This window comes from Streptomyces sp. CA-288835, assembly GCF_050936385.1.
In the GTDB taxonomy this organism is placed as follows: Bacteria; Actinomycetota; Actinomycetes; order Streptomycetales; family Streptomycetaceae; genus Streptomyces.
In genome coordinates this window covers 2,496,589-2,512,225 of the sequence record NZ_JBNJMW010000001.1, presented here as the reverse complement: position 1 = coordinate 2,512,225, position 15,637 = coordinate 2,496,589, and the positions used below count along the sequence as shown (strand labels likewise).

Below are 15,637 nucleotides of genomic sequence, written 5' to 3'. Positions count from 1 at the left end.
CGCTAGTCACGTTGAAGTGTGCAAAGTTCATTGGACAGACCCCACACAGGCTGGTGTGGTGGAGCTTTCGCGAGGGTGCGGGGTCGGGGTGATTGTTGTGGTTGGTTGTCGCAGCAGTTGTTCGATGAGGCGTTCCTTGGCCAGGGCGAGGTGGCGCCGGTAGGTGCCGTAGGGCACCCCGAGTCGTCGGGCGGCGGCCTTGTGAGTGCGGGAGGCCGTGATGTAGGTGGCGGTGAGAGCCTCGTGGGCTTTGACGCCCGCGGGGTCGATCTGTATCGCGTCGAGGGCGGTGGTGATGGCGCCGCGCAGGTCCGCGACCGGGTCGGGTGAGCCCGGCGGCACGAGATGGGAGTGCAGCAGGACGCTGGTGGCGAATTCGCGTGGGGTGTGCCAGGTGCGCAGTGCCTCGAGCACGCCTTCCTCGAACGCGGCGCGCGCCGGCTGGTCGCCCGGGTCACTCGCGGCGGCAGTCGCGGGCCATGTTGCTACGGGCGTGACCGCGGTGCGAGCCCGGTGTTGCACCCACTGTTCCACTGTTTGCCGTCGCCAGTCCCGGCCGAAGACGTGCTGTCGCCTCCCATCGACGTCCACGGCCGCGAGCTTCGGCATCCCGGCCTCGGCGAGGTAGTGCCCCCACCGGTCGGCGTCTTCGAAGACGGTGAAGGTCACCGCGCGTTTGTGGGTCCGCATCTCCTCGCCGATGGTGCGCCGGCTGATGAGGTCCATCAGGGGCGAGGGCCGCTGGTGCCCGCCGGGTTGTACCGCGAAGCGGCGGATGCCCAGGTGCTCGCCCGGTCCCAGGGGAGCGGCCGCCTCCACGAGGTCCCAGACTGCTGCGATCACCGGGTCTTCGGCGCGGTCCTCGGGCAGCGGTGCGTCCAGCCGCAGGATGGCCATGAACGACACGGGTGCGGAAGAGCCCGCGTAGCGGTGGACGCGGAAGGCCTCCGGTTGGCGGCGCACCCAGTGCGCGACCGCTGCCGCCGATGCAGGACCCTCTGCTTCCTCGGCCATGCGCAGCACGCCGGGGACGTCTTCGGCCCGGAGCGGAGTGTCCTCGATGTGGGGGTGCGTTCGGTAGTTGTACAGATCGTCCGGTCCGCCCTGGTCGCGGAAGAGGAACATCCATTCCGCGACTCGTAAGAGCGCGTCGTCGGCGGTGGCGGAGCGCACGGCGTGCAGGCCGGCGAGCGATATGCGGGCGCGGACGTCGTCGTAGCGCTCGGGGTCCCGCCAGCGCAGGTCGGCCTCGAGGGTCGCCCGCACCGCGTCGTGCGGGTGCAGCCCTTCGGGTGTGGCCTCGATGTAGGGCAGCTGGCGCAGCCAGGAGAACACCTTGTCGGTTTCCTCGTCACCCAGCACTTTGCGGAGCAGGGGCTCGCGGGTGACGTAGGCCTGCGCGACCACCTCGAGGGCGCGCCGGTGGACGGCGCCGGGCAGGTCGCCCACCAGCCGCTCGACGAGGGTCCTCAGGACGTCGCCGGTCGGCTCCCACGGTGCGCCGGGTGCGGCCGGGACGGAGGCGGCCAGCGAGAGGGCGAGCGGGCTGCCTCCGGCGAAGGCGACGAAGGCGCCGCGCTGCTCGGCGGGGACGCCCCGGGCAGCGAGCAGGGCGTGGGACTGAGCGGCGTCGAGCGGCCGCACGACCAGTGCGGTGAACAGTTGCGCCCATCCAGGGTCCAGCGACCATTCGGCGTCGGGGGCGACCCTGCTGGCCACCACCACGATCGCGTGGTCGGCGAGCTGCAGCAGAAAGGTCTCGCGCAGCCACGTCTCGAGGGGCTGGCACTGCTCGAAGGTGTCGATGAGCAGCACCGCACCGGGTTCGGTGCACGCCGGGGCGGCGGTCTCCTCGAGCCGGCGCGGATCGGCGTCGAGGAACCGTCCGTCCACGTGCACCACGCGGCGGCCGACGAGTTCCGCCTGCCGGGCGGCGTAGCGCACCAGCGAGGACTTGCCGATGCCACCGGGACCGTGCAGGTACGCCACAAACGGCGCTTGCGCCGCGCCCGACAGCATCCGGTCGAGCACCGCCCGCTCCGGCTCCCTGCCCACCAGCGCACCGGCTCGAGCTTCCGCCAACCGGCCCGCCAGGCCCACCGCTTCCAATCCGCGCTCTTTTCTGGTTTTGTCCCGCCTCCACGGTCGGCAGGAGACGGATGGTCAGGGAGAAGCATTTTCGTGGAGATGGCCAGTCCAGTACGCAGGAGAGGCGATCGCCTCTCTTGGCACGCTAAGGGGCATGGCGACCACAGAACTCGGCGCGGCACGGCGTCACTGGCGCGATCACACCTCGCCAAGGCTGTCGGCGTGTTCGCAGTTGCGCCGCAGGGCTGCTCATCATGGTCACACCGCTCAGCCCGGCTACATCCGTGACCGGAGCGGGACCGGGCCTGGCCGAGTCCTGAATGACGTCGAGCTGTCGAAGGGCGCCCAGGCTCGGTGAGCTTCGGCCGACGGCAGGGCTTGTCGGCCCCTGCGGACTACAGGAACTCGCTCCGGTAGGTCGAGGCCAACTCGGCCGCGCGGCGGCGGCGTTCCGCGAGCTCGTCCTCCGACAGTTGTGGCGGCGGCGCGTCCTTACCCGCGACGACATCGCCGATGCGCGTGAAGTACTCGTCCTGGCCTGCGGGGGTGCACATGCACAGCATGCGGGCCGGCGCCCCCGAAGCGTTGCGGAAGTTGTGCGGGGCGTTGGCCGGGATGTTGACCGTGGACCCGGCCCTTACGGTGTGCTTCTCGCCGCGGAAGGTGAACTCGATCTCGCCTTCGAGGATGGTGAACATCTCCTCGAAGTCGTGCCGGTGCGGCGGTGGGCCGCCGCCGTCGGGGATGCGCATGTCGATCAGGCAGTATTGGCCGTTGGTCTGCTCGCCGGTGACCAGCATGGCGTACGTGTTGCCCACCAGAGAGATGTACGTCGTGCCGGGGTTGTCGGGGTTCGCGACGGTCAGCGAGCGGGACGGGTCGTCGTCGGGGATCATCGCGGTCGTCTCCTCAGATGTCGGTCAAGGGGGAGTCGGTCGCCTGGCGCGACGACGACCTTGCCGCTGGGCAGAGCGCCCGCGGTGTCGGCGTGCAAGGCCCATGGTTCAGTTGGGTGCACCCGCGGGCGGTTGGTTGTTGACGGTTGAAGTGCAGCCAAGAGTAGGAACGGCTATGCGTAGTAAGCGTGTACGTCGGCGACACCGGATGGGATTGCGGCGACATCTTCGTCGGCGCGGAGGACACATGAGCAGCAGGGCGCGTTTCCTCGGCCCGGGCGACAGGACGGGCACGTTCACCGTCGACGCCGACTCCACCGGCACCGGCCGGGGGACGGGGGAGCCGTTCATCGACACATGGAACACCGCTTGGGGGATCTGCGCCCCCTGCCGGAATTCAGCGCTTCCATGATCGACGGCTTCCAGGGAACGATGCGCTGGGTGACCCCGCAGCACACCGCTGCCAACGAGCGCTGGGCTCTTCGCCCTTGGCTGTCTCCGAAGCCGCCGCGCGCCGGCACTTCACCGACAGCAGCCACTTCATCCGCGTATTCAAGAAACACCCGCCCAGTTCGCCCACCGACCAACCTGACGCCTCGGCTTCCCCCGTCCCGGTTGACCGGCGACTGCCGCGGCCAGCCCGGCGTCTTGCCGCGTCCTGTTCCGCTGCGGCCTGCGGGGCTCCGACGCCTGTCGAGTCCTTATGCTCCGCCTTTGCGGCGGCGAGGCGTGGCCGAGCGGGGCGGCGTCGAGCGCATATGGTCGCGTACCGGCGCCAGCAGGCTCGCGAGAGCCTTGACGTCGTCGCGCGAAAGCGGCTCGAACAACAGGCCGCTGACCACCTCGACATGCCCCGGCAGCACCTTCGCAAGCAGCTCACGCCCGGCATCGGTGATGGTGACGGTGATGCTCCGCTCGTCGTCCAGCGAGGGAGCGCGGACGACCAGGCCCTCCTTTTCGAGTAGACCTACCTGGTACGTCAGGCCGCTGCGGCTGTAGACGACGCCGTCGGCCAGGTCGGTCATGCGGTGACTGCCCGTCGGCGAGTCCCCGAGGCGGGCCAGCAGCTGGAACTGCACATAGCTGAGATCGCCAGCCTCGCGCAGCTGCTGCTCGACGGCATGCCGGAGCAGGCTGGTCACCTCGATGAGGTCGAAGTAGGCGCCGAGTTGCACACGGTCGAGCGACGGCGGTGAATCAGGCATGTCCGGAGTCTACTGCTTCGAATTCGAAGAGTGTGGAGTGCCGCCGTTCCAGCCACCTCGGCGGAGTTGGAACTGCACTTTTCCGTGAGTTCCGGTGCCATACCGGGCGGGGGGACCGGGCGGAGGCGAGGGTCTCACCGGTCCGATGTGGTGGCCTCGTGAGCGCACGGTGTGGGCAGTGTTGGGCCCGAGTGAGCACCGCAGAAGGTGGAGATCGGGCAGTGGTGCGGCGCAGGGTTACGAGCACGAGGACGGCGCCGTCGCCCACGGATCCCGAGGACCGGCCATGAGCATCCCCTACCCCGCGCAACGTGAGGACCAGCAGCAGCTCGAGTGGATCGGCGGGAGTGTCTTCAGCGTCCTACTCGACGCCGAGGCGACCGGTGGGCAGCTGACCTTCGGCGGCTTCGACGTCAACAAGGGCGAGGCGCCGCCGTTCCACATGCACAACAACGAGGACGAGGTCTTCCTGCTGCTGTCCGGTTCGGCGCTGGTGTGGGCCGGCGAGGAGGAGCACGAGTTGCGGGAGGGCGGCATCGTCTTCCTGTCCCGGCGCATTCCGCACGGCTACCGCATCACTTCAGAGAAGGCGGACCTGCTGTTCATCTCGACCCCCGGAGGGCTGGAGAAGATGTTCCGCCACGCGGGCCGTGACCTTCGTGAGCCGCGCCCGGAGGGCTTCGAGATCCCCGCTCAGCTGCTTGCCGAAGCCGCGGAACTGTCCGGCAACGTCGCCCTTGGCCCTCCCCGGTGACGGCACCACAGTCCGGCCGCGGGGAAGAAGCCGAGAACACGATGCCGAGATGAGCACCGCCGCGTGGAGTCCGGTGTCCTTGGCTGTGGTGAGCGCCGGTGCCGGCTATCCGCGTCCGACTCGCCGGCTCGCGGACTGGGTGGCGGAGGCTGTGTGCCGGTCACTGGCGGTCGGTGGTGCGCGCGCCGAGGTGGAGGTGCTGGAGCTGCACCGGCTGGCGCCCGACCTCGCTCAGCACTTTGCCCAGCGCCGCGTCAGCCTCGACCTGCGGGAGGCGATCGCGGCGGTCGTGGCGGCCGACGGGCTCGTGGTGGCGACCCCGGTGCTCGCCGCCTCCCCGAGCGAGGTATTCGACTCGTTCTTCGCCGTCCTCGGGGACGGTGTCCTCTCCGGCATGCCGGTGCTGCTGGCGCTCAACAGCGGCTCCCGCTGGCAGCCGCCCGACCTCACGCAGGTGATGCGCAGGCGCCTGACCGACGTGCACGTCGAACCCGTGCCCACGATCGTCGTCGCCGACCCCGCCGACTGGCAGGCCACGGCGCGCAGCGACGCGGCGCGGCTGCGCGCGTGCATCGACCAGGCCGCCGCCGAACTCGCCGTGGCGATGCGCTCGCACCGGCAGTGACCGACAACACTTGCTTCGAATTCGAAGTAGAGGTATCGTCATCACAGTTGCTTCGAATTCGAAGTAACATCGATCGCAGTGAAGGCGAGAACCGAAATGAAGGCAGTACGTTTCCACGAGTACGGCGACCCGAGCGTCCTGAGCTACGAGGACGTGGAGCAGCCCGTCCCCGGGACAGGTGAGGTCCGCATCCGCGTCGCCGCGACGTCGTTCAACGGCGTCGACGGCAACATCCGCGGCGGCTTCATGCAAGGCCCCATCCCGGTGGTGCTGCCGCACACTCCCGGCCTCGACGTCGCCGGCACCATCGACGCGCTGGGCGAGGGCGTCGACGGCATCGCGGTCGGCGACCAGGTTGTCGGCTTCCTGCCGATGGACAAGCCCGGCGCCGCAGCGCAGTACGTCATCGCCCCGGCCGAGATCCTCGCGGCGGCGCCGAAGAGCGTCCCGCTGGCCGACGCCGCAGCGCTGCCGATAGTGGGCCTGACCGCGTACCAGGCGCTTTTCGACCACGCCAAGCTGACGGCGGGTCAGCGCGTGCTGATCAACGGCGCGGGCGGAGCGGTCGGCGGCTACGCCGTGCAGCTGGCCAAGAACGCCGGCGCGTACGTGATAGCCACCGCCGGCCCGCGCAGCAGCCAGCAGGTCAAGACGGCGGGCGCCGACGAGATCATCGATCACACCACCACCGAGGTGACCGCGGCGGTGACCGGGCCGGTCGACGTCGTGCTCAACCTCGCGCCGATCGACCCGTCGCAGCTGGCCGCGCTGCCCGCCCTGATCGCTCCCGGTGGAGTGCTGGTGAACACCACGGTGTGGATGCCCGCACCCAGCGACGAACAGCGCGGCGTACGCGGCATCGACCTGTTCGTCCGCAGCGACGCCGACCAGCTGGCGCAGCTGGTAACGCTGATCGACCGCGGCGAGCTGCGCGTCGATGTCGCCGAGCGGGTGCCGCTGGCCGAGCTGCCGGCACTCCATGCCCGGGCCGCCGAAAACGCGGTGCACGGCAAGGCCATCGTCGTTCCGCCCACCGCCTAATGGGAGATACGGAGCCGGGGAATGCTCGATTCCGTAGCTGTCAGCAGGTGAGCACTATCGCCGCCGGAAGCTCTGACTTCTCGGGTCAGCGATACAGCGCACCTTCGGTGCGCGCCGGGGGCGTGGTAAATGCCGTGGCGTGCGCCGAGGTGCTTCTTGTGTGCCCTGACGGGGGCTGATGTCGGTCCGGGACGCTGGTGGGGTTCGTTCCGACCGAAACCGATGCCTCTGTGATGCCGGTGAGCTCGCAGGTCAGCGTGGTGCTGGGGACCGTCCACGGGAGCCGTGGAGAGTCGCTGTGAAGCACGTGCGTCAGAATTCCTGATCCACCCTGGTCCTCGTGGAACGGCGTACCGCTTGGCCGTTCAAAGGGCCACAAATCCTTCATCTCCCGCACAGCATCATTTCCGAAGGCTGTCCTACAACCAACTCCCTTTTATGTTCAGGACACAAGACCTGCAACTTCACGATGCACAGTGCTCATTGGGCTGGGACGCGTCGCGAACGCCAAGTCTCAAACTGGCGTAGAGGCGAACAGCTTTGAGTCCGTGCTCGATTTCATCGTCGCTGAAGTTGTGTTGCACAGCCAGGGGACGGGAGCGGTCTCGTTGACTCATGGTGACCATGATGGCAAAGCCGCTCCGCAGTACTTTGACTGTCCGAAGAAGCGGCGAGGTTTTCGTCCATGATCGTCTTCGAGTGTGCTGGTCTTTAACTCGTGGTGTTCTGCGGGGTGGTGACATTTGGTAAATACAGTACGGTCAACTTCCCGGCGTCATCGGTCAGTTCATGCGTCAGGCCCTGCTTCAGGTCCGTTCAGCGTGCGGCCGATCCGGTCGAGCGGGCATATTCGGTGGGCGTTTGGCCGTAGTGTTTCTTGAAGGCGCGGATGAAGTGGCTGCTGTCGACGAAGTGCCAGTGGGCGGCCAGTTCCGAGACGCTCCACCGGCCGGATGGCGATGTGAGGGCGAGCCGGGCTTCTTCCAGCCGCCGGTGGCGGATGTAGGCGGTCGCCGACTCTCCTACCGTGGCGAATGCCCGCTGCAGGGTGCGTACGGAGACGTTGAGCTCGCGTGCCAGCATCGTCGGGGACAGCTCGGGATGGGCGAGGTGGCTGTTGGCGAGGTCCTTCGCGGCCCGGGTGAGTGCGGGAGCCAGCTGTGGTTCCACGTCGTCGAAGCGGCGCACCGCCACGGCCTTGGCCAGTTCGATCAGGGTGCTGTGGGCGGCGTGCACACCGGCCGGGCCGAGGTCGGTGGCCGTCTGCTGGATCATGTTCGTGTGGGCCGTCAGCAGGCGCATCTCGGCCGAGTCCGCCGGCCCGATGACAGTCCGGTTCCCGAGCAGGGATCTGAGCGTCGCGGAGGGCAGGAAAAGGAACTGCCCCGTGGTGTGCGGCGCCGTCTCGAAGGGCATCTGCCGCCCGAAGTGTCGGAAAAGGAACTGCCCGGTCGATATGGTGTGCTCGGCGCGATCGGGCAGGCCGCCCAACGTCCATGCGCCGCGCCGCAATACGTGGATCTCCACCCGGTCCCGATCGCCGCCGGCGGGGTCCGCGATCCGGGTGGCCGACGCCATGTGGAGATCAGCGATCACCACATCGCGCACCCGGGTGACGGATCCCTTGAGCCGGAAGTCGGCGATCGTGGCCGGGCTGAAGGCCGGCAGGGGGAAGACATCGCCGATCTGCGTCTGCCATCCACGACGGAAGGCATCGAATCCTCGAGGTGCCGCACCCGCGACCCTGGAATCCACGGCGAACGCCCCGGGCGCCAGGTCGGTCACCGATCCAGTGCTGTTCATCTCCGGTGATCCACCTCGTGCCCGATGTTCCGACGCCTTCTGGCGTACATGTTCTGTCCCGACGCCGCTGCAGTTCAAGTGCCTGCCGTGCCGAGGTCTTCATGCCGTGAACACCGTTTCGCACGGTTCGGCAAGGCGTCCACTGCCTGGTGCGCTGCCGACTGCCGAACAGGGCCAATTGAATCTTCACAGTCCCATGAAGGCAAAAGGGGGACACTGTGATGAGTCATCCGACGTTCTCCGAGGCCGGTCATAGCCGGGTGGCCGTGCGGATCAGCCCCGCGAGGGCGAGGGAGCGGCTGTGCGCGGGCCAGGCGATGTGAGTGACGACGGGGGGCGCGTCTGTCAAGGGGACGGCAGTGTGCTCGGCCCACAGCCAGGAGCGGGCGGAGTCGGGGAAGACGGCCACGGTGCGACCGAGGGCGATCAACTGGGCCAGTTGCGTCTGGTCGCGGATCTCGGGGCCCGGGCCGGGTGGGTAGGCACCGTCGTGGGCCCAGCGGGCGAGCGGAAGATCGGGGATGTTGTCAATGTCGGCGAGGGACAGTGTCCTGTGCGTGGCGAGGGGGTGGCCGGTGGGCAAGATGGCGATCTGCCCTTCGGTCATCAGTTCCTCGCTGTCGAACCCGGTGAGGGAGTTGAACGGCGCGTGCATGAGCGCCACATCGGCGCGGCCGTCACGCAGCATCTCGCCCTGCTCGCACGTGCCGCTCGGCAGTACCTCGATCTCGGCGGCGTCGGGCTCGACCGCGTAGGCGTCGAGGAGCTTGTGCAACAGTTCGTGGGATGAGCCGGCCTTCACCGCAAGTACCAGGCGGTTGCGGGAGCTGCCCGGACGGTCGGCGCCGCCGGCGCGGCGGGTGCGGCGGGCGGCGGCGGTGGTCGCGTCGAGGGCCGCGCGGCCCTCGTGCAGCAGCATCTCTCCGGCGTCGGTCAAGGCGACGCCGCGGCGGTTGCGCTGCAGTAGGGCGACGCCGAGGCGCCGCTCGAGTTGCTGAATCGCCCGGGACAGCGGTGGCTGCGCGATGCCAAGGCGCTTGGCGGCACGGCCGAAGTGCAGTTCCTCGGCGACGGCCAGAAAGTACCTCAGCTCGCGGGTCTCCAAGGTGTCCATGACCCCAGCATACCTCGGTGATACCCACTGGGTATGACAGCGCACCGTATCGGTATTGGATGCGATGCCTGTCCGGGAGTGACCATCGACGGCATGAGCGAGACCACGAACACACCCTCCCCGTCACTGCCCGGCGGGACCTGGACCCTGGGCGACCTGACCGTCAACCGCTTCGGGTACGGCGCTATGCAGCTCGCCGGCCCCGGCGTCATGGGCATGCCCGCCGATCACGACGGCGCGCTCGCGGTCCTGCGTGAGGCCGCCGCCCTGGGCATCAACCACATCGACACCTCCGGCGCCTACGGACCACGCGTCACCAACCAGCTGATCCGTGAAGCGCTGCACCCCTATGCCGCATCACTTCACATCGTGACGAAGGTCGGCGCGGTCCGCGATGAGCAGGGCGGCTGGCCCCCTGCCCGTCGGCCCGAGGATCTGCGCCGCGCCGTGCAGGAGAACCTTGAGGACCTTGGAGTCGACGCTCTCGACGTGGTCAATCTCCGGCTCGGCGACGCCCAGGGCCCCCGGCCCGGCTCGCTCGCCGAGCCCTTCGAGACCCTCGTCGAACTCCAGCAGGAGGGCCTGATCCGGCACCTGGGAGTGAGCAACACGACGGCGGAGCAGGTCGCCGAGGCGCAGGCGATCGCGCCGATCGTGTGCGTGCAGAACATGTACAACCTCGCCTACCGTCAGGATGACGAACTGATCGACGACCTTGCCGCCAAGGGCATCGCCTATGTTCCGTTCTTCCCGCTCGGCGGCTTCACCCCGCTGCAGTCCGCGGCGCTGACCGCGGTCTCCGCCCGGCTGGATGCGACGCCAATGTCGGTCGCCCTGGCCTGGCTGCTGCAGCGGTCACCGAACATTCTGCTCATTCCCGGCACTTCGTCGATGGCTCACCTGCGCGAGAACGTCACCGGCGCGGGACTCTCGCTCTCCGAGGAGGAATTCGCCGAGCTGGACAAGATCGGCCGCTGAACCTGCCCGGGGCGTCCGCCCGGTGAGGTCGAGCGCGGATCCAGAGCAGGAGCCGCGAAACGCCATGCCCGCCGGGACGGCAGTGACTTCATTGCGCGTCCCGGCCGGCATGGTCGGCGCACGCCACCACTCCGCCCTTTCCTCGCGTGGTTTGGATCTGGACCGCCTTCTTGAGGGCAAATGAAGGCACCGGCGTCCACGAGCATGCCGACGGCCCAGTGGTGAGCCCAGGCCACGGAACAGTGGCCGGTGTGTTCAGCAGCAGCGGCCGGCCCGCCCGGCGTGCGGCGGCGCGGACGACGTCGTCGATCGAGCGGGCGGTGAACGCCCTGGCCGGATTGACCGGTGCCGCGAGCGGGAAGGAGGAGTCCGCTTCCGCGTAGCCGGGGGCTCCGGGTGGGCTGAACAGGCTGCTGTCGTCGCTGGTCATGAATCCTCCGCTGAGTCGCCGAGCAGCCGGTCAGGCTTCGAGTTCGGCACGATGTGCGGCCAGGAAGTCGGTCAGGCTCAACGGATCCGGGTTGAACGCGCGCGTCGCTTCGCGCTCACGCAGGCCGCGGTAGAACCCGGAGAACTCGGCGTAGTACTGGAACATGTTTCCCAGCTCGTCGGCGCCGGGGAAGCCGAGGCCGCGGAACTGGTCGTGGCTGGGCGGACGGTAGGCCACCGGCTCACCGAGCACCGTGCTCAGCGCTGCCGCCATCTGCTCGCCGGTCAGGTGCTCGCCGGCCACGGGGACGGTGGCGCCGATCGTTACCGACGGCCGCCGCAGCACGCGCAGCACCGCCTGGCCGATGTCGTCGGAGGCGATGCCCGCGACGGCCGTGTCACCGAGGGGGAGGTGCAAGGCGAGCGTTCCATCGGGGTCGCGTTGCGGTCTGGCGAGGGTGAGCAGGTTGTCCCAGAAGAAGGACAGCAACAGGTACGTCGTGGGCAGACCCGACTTGGCGAACAGAGCGTCGGCGGCCCCGCCCTTCACGTCGAAGTGCGGCACCCGGTAACCGTCGCCGATGAACGGCATCCGGTCGTCGGCTGCCGCGATCGCATCCCGCGTGTCCTCCAGCGTCGACCAGATGACATGCCGCAGACCGGCCGCCTGGGCCGCGCTGATGAGGTTCTCGACCTCGGTCAGTTCCCGCGCGGGCGAACGGTGCTCCCAGTACGGCGTGACGAGGAACGCGCCGTACGCCCCGTCGAACGCCCGGCGCAGGCCGCCCTCGTCGGTGAGGCTCGCCTCCACCACATGGGCGCCGAGCCCCGCCAGAATCTGTGCCTTCGGCGACGCGGCGTCGCGCGTCACCGCCCGTACGGTGAAGGCGCCGTCGGCCAGCAGCGCACGCGCGACCGCACCTCCCTGGGTGCCGGTCGCACCGAGGACCGTGACCACGTTGTGGTGGGACATCGGAATTCTCCTGTCGGAAGTGCTTGTCAGACCAACGTCGCGGCGAGGGTGGGGTAGTCGGTGTAGCCGTGGTGGTCCCCGCCGTAGAAGGTGGCCGGGTCGGCCTGGTTGAGCGGTGCGCCGGAGCGGATGCGGGCCGGGAGGTCGGGGTTGGCCAGTGCCATGGTGCCGACCGTGATGACGTCGGCCAGGCCGGCGTCGAGGTCGGCGACGCGCGCGTCGATGTCGGTTCCCGCGCGGTTGAGGAGCAGGGCCGTCGGCCACAGCTGGCGCAGCTCGCGCAGGAGTTCCTCGTCGCCGCCGTGGATCAGGTGGAGGTAGGCGAGGTTCAGTGGTGCCAGGGCCGTGACGAGCGCCGGGTACAGGTCGCGGGTGTCGTGTTCGGCGATGTCGTTGTAGGGGTTGCCCGGGGAGAGACGCACACCGGTGCGTTCGGCGCCGATCTCGTCGGCCACCGCGGAGGCGACCTCGACCGCGAAGCGGATGCGGTTTTCGAGCGGGCCCCCGTAGCGGTCGGTGCGCTGGTTGGTGTTGCCGGCGAGGAACTGGTGGACGAGGTAGCCGTTGGCTCCGTGGATCTCGACGCCGTCGAAGCCGGCTGCGATGGCGGCCGAGGCCGCGTGGCGGAATTCGTCGACCACGTCGGCGACTTCGTTGATGTCCAGGGCCCGGGGGGTGGGCATGTCCTGCAGACCGGAGGTGGTGAACATCGCGCCCTTGGGCTGGATGGCCGAGGGGGCGACGGGCCGGCGGTGGTGGGGGGTGTTGTCGGGGTGGGAGATACGGCCGGTGTGCATGAGCTGGGCGACGATGCGCCCGCCTGCGGCGTGCACGGCGCCGGTGATCTCCTGCCAGCCGGCGATGTGTGCCTCGGTGTAGATCCCGGGGGTCAGCAGGTAGCCCTGGCCGTCGGCGGAGGGCTGGGTGCCTTCGGTGATGATGAGGGCCATCGACGCGCGCTGACGGTAGTACGCGCGGTTGAGGTCGGTGGGGACGCCGTCCGGCCGGGAGCGGTCACGCGTCATCGGAGCCATGGCGAGGCGGTGCGGCAGCTCGATGGCGCCGACAGTGATGGGGGTCCAGAGAGTCATGGCATTCCTTCCGTGCTGTGGATGGCTTGGTGGTTGCGGCTCAGATCGACTTCAGCACCCGGACGCGGTCGGCGATGGCACGCCGCGCGACGTCGGAAGTGAAGGCGAGGGAGTCGAACTCGTGCGGGACGCCGGGGTGCAGGTGGAATTCGACCGGTACGCCGGCGTGGCTGAGCTTGGTGGCGTAGGCGGTGTCCTCGTCGCGGAACAGGTCGAGCTGGCCGACCTCGATGTAGGCCGGCGGCAGGCCGGTGGCGTCTTCGAGCCGGGCCGGGGCCGCCGTGGCCGGGACGTCGGAGCCTCCGACGGCGTCGCCGAGGAAAGCCCGCCATCCGGTGACAAGGTCGCCGTAGTTGTAGATGAAGGGCGCAACGTGGTCGTCGGGGGCGCCGGTGCGGTCGTCGAGCATCGGCATGATGAGGATCTGGCGGGCGATCTTCGGGCCGCCGCGCTCTCGCGTCAGGATTGCCACGGCTGCGGCCAGGCCGCCGCCGGCGCTGTCGCCCATCACGCCGATCCGGCCGGGGTCGACGCCGAGCTCTGCGGCGTGCTCGTGCAGCCAGCGCAGCGCCGCGTAGCCGTCTTCGATCGGGGTCGGGAAGGGGTGTTCGGGGGCGCGGCGGTACTCGACCGACAGCATCGGCACGCCGCTGGCGGAGACGTAGCGGGCGAGAGTGCCGTCGAAGTGGTCGATGTGGCCGAAGAAGTATCCGCCACCGTGGAAGTACACCACCGCCGGACCCGGGGTCGCGCCCTCCTTGGTGTACCAGCGCATCTGGATCCGGGCGGCGTCGTCTGTGGTGGCGTAGCTGTCGCTCATCCGGACGTCTTCGGGGAAGGGTTGGGCGGTGCTGGAGGCTGCGAGGATCGGCTCCCAGAAGGCTCGCCGCCCCTCGACGTCGTCACGTGGGGGCTGGAATGCGTCGGTTCCGCCCATCTGGGCCAGGACGTCGGCTACTTCCGGGTCAAATTTGAGTGTCATGATCTCGGTCTTTCGCTGCGTGGGGTGAGTGGCAGAACGGTCTGATGGCTGGCCGAGCAGTCGCGGGCCACCGCCAGCGGCACTCGCTGCGCCACATCAACGCGCAGCTCACCGGAGTCGATCAGCGCCACCAACCGCGACAGCTGTTCGGCGTCGCCGCGTTCGACTGATCAAGCATGTCGTCGACCGGAATACGGATGAAGGTCCTGCTTAACCCCGGACAAGTTGTCCGTGGTTAAGCCTGCGATGCGGCAGAGATGGACAGGGGGCGGCGAGACGGCGGACCACCCAGCGCCGCGGCTGTACACCTGGCGGCATGAACTTGAGCGATCTCAGCCCGCTGTTGGCTCGCCGTGAGGACGGTGTCCTCAGCCATGACCGCTTCCGTGCCGACCCTGCACTGGCATCGCTGCGGCTCGAGACGATCCCGGCCGTGGACTTCAGCGGGATGCCGACCGGAGCATCCGATGCCGGCTGTATTGAGAGCTACGCCGAGAACCCGGTGCACTGGGTCAGGGTTCGTCCCCCAGAGGTCGGCCGGCACTGGGAAGAGCACGGGACGTGGCTGCGCCCGCCGATCCTGATCGACCGACGCCTCCTGGACCCGTCAGATAGCGGGCTGCAGGTCTTGGAGGGCAGAACACGCGGCGGTGTCCTGCGCGGCCGCCTGCGCGAGGGACTGCACGTCGCGTCCCATCATCAGGCCTGGGTCGGACATCCCTGAGAGCTGGTTGACAGCTGTGTGCTGCGGGGTCACCCAGCGCATCGATCCCTGGAAGCCGTCGATCGTGGCAGCGCTGAATTCCGAAAGTACAGGGCCCCCAAGCGGTGAACGGCTCCCACGTCCCTGGCCGTGGAGTCGGCGTCGAAGGTGAACGTGCCCATCCTGTCGCCCGGGCCGAGGAAACGCGGCCAGTTGCTCATGTGTCCTCCGCGCCGACGAAGATGTCGCCGCAATCCCATCCGGTGTCGCAGACGTACACGCTTACTACGCATAGCCGTTCCTACTCTTGGCTGCACTTCAACCGTCAACAACCAACCGCCCGCGGGTGCACCCGGCTGAACCATGCGGCGGGGTTGGATCGTGGCATTCCTGCTGGCCATGGCCACTCTTGGTGTCGGACTGGTGTTTCGCCGCCGGCGGATACCGCGGTGGTTGGTCGGGCTGGGAACGATCAGCTACTCGGTCTACCTGGTACACCCGGTGTTGCTGGCGGTGACAGATGGAACGATCGGCCGCTGGGAGCGGGACAATCTCGCCCTAGAGATCGCGTTCTATGCCGTGCTACTGCCTGTGAGTGTGTTGACGTACCGGGCTATCGAAGTGCCAGGTCAGACGTGGGGCCGGAGACTGGCGCGTCGCATTCCGGCTCCACGACGGGCATCTGGTCCCAAGGGCGCTGAATTGCCGCCTGCAACACCCGACGCCTCGGACCGATGAGGTCCGAGGCGTCGGCACGGTCGCTTCTGGCGGTGGAGCGGTTTCGAATGGCGAGAACTCCGGCCCCGCAGGAGGAGGACGTGGAGGGAGTCGGGAAGCACGGCTGCTCGTTCCAGATACCTGAACATTCAAAGCTCGACGCCCAGCCCGACCCGGACGATTCGGTAGCCGTAGATGCGCGGCCCACGTCAAGTATGGGTTTTCGGGGCCCGGTGCG

General features: G+C 68.7%; 16 protein-coding genes and 1 pseudogene. 8 read left to right on the top strand and 9 right to left on the bottom strand.

Features of this window, described 5'->3' with window-relative positions:
• Nucleotides 1–27: 27 nt before the first annotated feature.
• Nucleotides 28–2,100, bottom strand: coding sequence for an ATP-binding protein (locus tag ACQEVY_RS11335; RefSeq protein ID WP_432955174.1), 2,073 nt, complete (start codon nt 2,098–2,100; stop codon nt 28–30).
• Nucleotides 2,101–2,483: 383 nt separating this feature from the next.
• A complete protein-coding gene (locus ACQEVY_RS11330) occupies nt 2,484–2,984 on the bottom strand; it encodes a cupin domain-containing protein (protein WP_432947411.1) in 501 nt (166 codons plus the stop codon).
• Between the two features lie 247 nt (nt 2,985–3,231).
• Between ACQEVY_RS11330 and ACQEVY_RS11325 the strand changes: the two genes are divergently transcribed.
• Complete coding sequence (locus tag ACQEVY_RS11325; RefSeq protein WP_432947409.1) at nt 3,232–3,396, top strand: hypothetical protein; 165 nt, start codon at nt 3,232–3,234, stop codon at nt 3,394–3,396.
• Nucleotides 3,397–3,685: 289 nt separating this feature from the next.
• On the opposite strand, the gene ACQEVY_RS11320 is transcribed toward ACQEVY_RS11325, so the two are convergent.
• Nucleotides 3,686–4,189 (bottom strand): MarR family winged helix-turn-helix transcriptional regulator, encoded by a 504-nt coding sequence (locus ACQEVY_RS11320; protein WP_432947407.1) that lies wholly within the window; start codon nt 4,187–4,189, stop codon nt 3,686–3,688.
• A 286-nt stretch (nt 4,190–4,475) separates the two neighbouring features.
• Between ACQEVY_RS11320 and ACQEVY_RS11315 the strand changes: the two genes are divergently transcribed.
• From ACQEVY_RS11315 to ACQEVY_RS11305, 3 genes are all read left to right on the top strand, one after another.
• The gene (locus tag ACQEVY_RS11315) at nt 4,476–4,943 is read left to right on the top strand and encodes a cupin domain-containing protein (protein WP_432947405.1); all 468 of its coding nucleotides are present in this window, start codon (nt 4,476–4,478) and stop codon (nt 4,941–4,943) included.
• A 49-nt stretch (nt 4,944–4,992) separates the two neighbouring features.
• The gene (locus tag ACQEVY_RS11310; RefSeq protein ID WP_432947403.1) at nt 4,993–5,568 is read left to right on the top strand and encodes an NAD(P)H-dependent oxidoreductase; all 576 of its coding nucleotides are present in this window, start codon (nt 4,993–4,995) and stop codon (nt 5,566–5,568) included.
• 96 nt (nt 5,569–5,664) lie between these two features.
• Nucleotides 5,665–6,609, top strand: a complete 945-nt coding sequence (locus ACQEVY_RS11305) for an NADP-dependent oxidoreductase (RefSeq protein WP_432947401.1) — start codon at nt 5,665–5,667, stop codon at nt 6,607–6,609.
• An 816-nt stretch (nt 6,610–7,425) separates the two neighbouring features.
• On the opposite strand, the gene ACQEVY_RS11300 is transcribed toward ACQEVY_RS11305, so the two are convergent.
• Nucleotides 7,426–8,412 (bottom strand): helix-turn-helix domain-containing protein, encoded by a 987-nt coding sequence (locus ACQEVY_RS11300; protein WP_432947399.1) that lies wholly within the window; start codon nt 8,410–8,412, stop codon nt 7,426–7,428.
• A gap of 250 nt (nt 8,413–8,662) precedes the next feature.
• The gene (locus ACQEVY_RS11295; RefSeq protein ID WP_432947397.1) at nt 8,663–9,526 is read right to left on the bottom strand and encodes a LysR family transcriptional regulator; all 864 of its coding nucleotides are present in this window, start codon (nt 9,524–9,526) and stop codon (nt 8,663–8,665) included.
• A 93-nt stretch (nt 9,527–9,619) separates the two neighbouring features.
• On the opposite strand from ACQEVY_RS11295, the gene ACQEVY_RS11290 reads away from it, so the two are divergent.
• Nucleotides 9,620–10,504 carry an aldo/keto reductase family oxidoreductase gene (locus ACQEVY_RS11290; protein ID WP_432947395.1) on the top strand — a complete coding sequence of 295 codons (885 nt, stop codon included), beginning with the start codon at nt 9,620–9,622 and terminating at the stop codon, nt 10,502–10,504.
• 88 nt (nt 10,505–10,592) lie between these two features.
• Here the strand turns inward: ACQEVY_RS11290 and ACQEVY_RS11285 are convergent, their stop codons facing one another.
• From ACQEVY_RS11285 to ACQEVY_RS11270, 4 genes are read right to left on the bottom strand one after another with little or no spacing between them, the layout of a single operon-like run.
• Nucleotides 10,593–10,934 carry a hypothetical protein gene (locus tag ACQEVY_RS11285; protein ID WP_432947393.1) on the bottom strand — a complete coding sequence of 114 codons (342 nt, stop codon included), beginning with the start codon at nt 10,932–10,934 and terminating at the stop codon, nt 10,593–10,595.
• Nucleotides 10,935–10,964: 30 nt separating this feature from the next.
• The gene (locus tag ACQEVY_RS11280) at nt 10,965–11,906 is read right to left on the bottom strand and encodes an NmrA/HSCARG family protein (RefSeq protein WP_432947391.1); all 942 of its coding nucleotides are present in this window, start codon (nt 11,904–11,906) and stop codon (nt 10,965–10,967) included.
• 26 nt (nt 11,907–11,932) lie between these two features.
• Entirely contained in the window at nt 11,933–12,997 is a 1,065-nt protein-coding gene (locus ACQEVY_RS11275; RefSeq protein WP_432947389.1) for an alkene reductase, read from the bottom strand.
• Between the two features lie 40 nt (nt 12,998–13,037).
• Complete coding sequence (locus ACQEVY_RS11270) at nt 13,038–13,979, bottom strand: alpha/beta hydrolase (RefSeq protein ID WP_432947387.1); 942 nt, start codon at nt 13,977–13,979, stop codon at nt 13,038–13,040.
• Nucleotides 13,980–14,023: 44 nt separating this feature from the next.
• On the opposite strand from ACQEVY_RS11270, the gene ACQEVY_RS11265 reads away from it, so the two are divergent.
• The 3 genes and pseudogenes from ACQEVY_RS11265 to ACQEVY_RS11255 all read left to right on the top strand — a co-directional run.
• Complete coding sequence (locus tag ACQEVY_RS11265) at nt 14,024–14,149, top strand: hypothetical protein (RefSeq protein ID WP_432947385.1); 126 nt, start codon at nt 14,024–14,026, stop codon at nt 14,147–14,149.
• A 146-nt stretch (nt 14,150–14,295) separates the two neighbouring features.
• The gene (locus ACQEVY_RS11260; RefSeq protein ID WP_432947383.1) at nt 14,296–14,703 is read left to right on the top strand and encodes a hypothetical protein; all 408 of its coding nucleotides are present in this window, start codon (nt 14,296–14,298) and stop codon (nt 14,701–14,703) included.
• Nucleotides 14,704–15,048: 345 nt separating this feature from the next.
• A pseudogene (locus tag ACQEVY_RS11255) lies at nt 15,049–15,420 on the top strand (acyltransferase family protein); the annotation flags it as partial.
• Nucleotides 15,421–15,637: the final 217 nt, after the last annotated feature.